The following is a 2,500-nucleotide window of genomic DNA, read 5'->3' as shown; positions in this document are numbered from 1 at the left end:
AAATCTATTTAGGTAGAGCGTCGACCGAATACCCCAGGGGGTAGAGCACTGGATGGGCTAGGGGTCCTCACCGGATTACCAAACCTAACCAAACTCCGAATACCTGGGAGTACTAGTCGGCAGACACACGGCGGGTGCTAACGTCCGTCGTGAAAAGGGAAACAACCCTGACCTACAGCTAAGGTCCCCAAGTTATGGCTAAGTGGGAAAGGATGTGAGGATCCCAAAACAACCAGGATGTTGGCTTAGAAGCAGCCATCATTTAAAGAAAGCGTAACAGCTCACTGGTCTAAATAAGGGTCTTTGCGCCGAAAATGTAACGGGGCTAAAGCCATACACCGAAGCTTAGGGTTTGGTCCGCAAGGGCCAAGCGGTAGCGGAGCGTTCTGTAAGCTGATGAAGCCATACCCGTGAGGGGTGGTGGAGGTATCAGAAGTGCGAATGCTGACATGAGTAACGTAAGGGGAGTGAGAGACTCCCCCGCCGAAAGACCAAGGGTTCCTGCTTAAAGCTAATCTGAGCAGGGTTAGCCGGCCCCTAAGACGAGGCGGAAACGCGTAGTCGATGGGAACCACGTTAATATTCGTGGGCTTGGAGGTAGTGACGGATCGCACAAGTTGTCCAATCTTATCGGATTGAACGGGCAGCGGAGCGGTTCCAGGAAATAGCTCCTCCTTATAAACCGTACCCGAAACCGACACTGGTGGTCAGGTAGAGTATACCAAGGCGCTTGAGAGAACTATGCTGAAGGAACTCGGCAAATTGCACGCGTAACTTCGGAAGAAGCGTGACCCTTTTCTACGCAAGTAGAGGAGGGTGGCACAGACCAGGGGGTAGCGACTGTTTATCAAAAACACAGGGCTCTGCGAAGTCGCAAGACGACGTATAGGGTCTGACGCCTGCCCGGTGCTGGAAGGTTAAGAGGAGGGGTGCAAGCTCTGAATCGAAGCCCCAGTAAACGGCGGCCGTAACTATAACGGTCCTAAGGTAGCGAAATTCCTTGTCGGGTAAGTTCCGACCTGCACGAATGGCGTAACGACTTCCCCGCTGTCTCCAGCATAGACTCAGTGAAATTGAATTCCCCGTGAAGATGCGGGGTTCCTGCGGTTAGACGGAAAGACCCCGTGCACCTTTACTATAGCTTTACATTGGCATTCGTAGTGGCATGTGTAGGATAGGTGGTAGGCTTTGAAACCTGGGCGCCAGCTCAGGTGGAGCCACCCTTGAAATACCACCCTTATTACTATGGATGTCTAACCGCGGCCCGTTATCCGGGTCCGGGACAATGTATGGTGGGTAGTTTGACTGGGGCGGTCGCCTCCTAAAGAGTAACGGAGGCGCGCGATGGTGGGCTCAGAACGGTCGGAAATCGTTCGCTGAGTGCAATGGCATAAGCCTGCCTGACTGCGAGACTGACAAGTCGAGCAGAGACGAAAGTCGGTCATAGTGATCCGGTGGTCCCGCGTGGAAGGGCCATCGCTCAACGGATAAAAGGTACGCCGGGGATAACAGGCTGATGACCCCCAAGAGTCCATATCGACGGGGTTGTTTGGCACCTCGATGTCGACTCATCGCATCCTGGGGCTGGAGCAGGTCCCAAGGGTATGGCTGTTCGCCATTTAAAGCGGTACGTGAGTTGGGTTCAGAACGTCGTGAGACAGTTCGGTCCCTATCTGCCGTGGGTGTAGGAATATTGAAAGGATCTGTCCCTAGTACGAGAGGACCGGGATGGACGGATCTCTGGTGGACCTGTTGTGGCGCCAGCCGCATAGCAGGGTAGCTATATCCGGACGGGATAACCGCTGAAGGCATCTAAGCGGGAAACCCACCTTAAAACGAGTATTCCCTGAGAACCGTGGAAGACGACCACGTTGATAGGCCGGGTGTGGAAGAGCGGCAACGCTTGAAGCTTACCGGTACTAATAGTTCGATCGGCTTGATCGTTCTCATTCCTTATGCCCATTTGACGAAGTCAAATGGATGGCACAACAAAGACCAGCGAACAGCTCCGAGAGAGCATCAGGATAGGATCTCTCTATTCGTACTCCCTCATCGCTATTCGCTCAAAAAAGCTTCTCGAATAACGTGCGTTTTGCCGACCTGGTGGTTATGGCGGAGCGGCTGCACCCGATCCCATTCCGAACTCGGCCGTGAAACGCTCCAGCGCTGATGGTACTTCGTCTCAAGACGCGGGAGAGTAGGTCGCTGCCAGGTCTGCCAAACGCACGTTGAAATCACATCCAATCGGATGCGAAATCTTCTCATTACGATTTTATTGATGCATGTCGTTATCCCAAAACCGCTCAACACTTTTGGGCGACATGCATCGAGGCCCGCCAAGGGACCACGGGCCGCGCAAGCGGCCCTTTCATTTGGTGAGCCTTCTACCTATTTGTAGGCTTGCGCTTACATCCAATGGTGACGCGGGGTGGAGCAGCCCGGTAGCTCGTCAGGCTCATAACCTGAAGGTCACAGGTTCAAATCCTGTCCCCGCAACCAA

General features: G+C 53.8%; 1 tRNA gene and 2 rRNA genes (1 of these 3 cut by a window edge). All 3 read left to right on the top strand.

The window, feature by feature from the left end:
• Positions 1-1,944 (top strand): 23S ribosomal RNA (locus tag AC04SH_RS34475) (it extends 858 nt beyond the left edge of the window).
• A gap of 155 nt (positions 1,945-2,099) precedes the next feature.
• Positions 2,100-2,214: ribosomal RNA gene (gene rrf / locus AC04SH_RS34470) — 5S ribosomal RNA — on the top strand.
• A gap of 208 nt (positions 2,215-2,422) precedes the next feature.
• Positions 2,423-2,499: transfer RNA gene (locus AC04SH_RS34465), tRNA-Met, on the top strand.
• Position 2,500 lies beyond the last annotated feature (1 nt).

The organism is Mesorhizobium sp. CNPSo 4688, assembly GCF_057784295.1.
The sequence above is the reverse complement of the archived record's forward strand: the minus strand, read 5'-3'. Positions and strand labels throughout refer to the sequence as shown.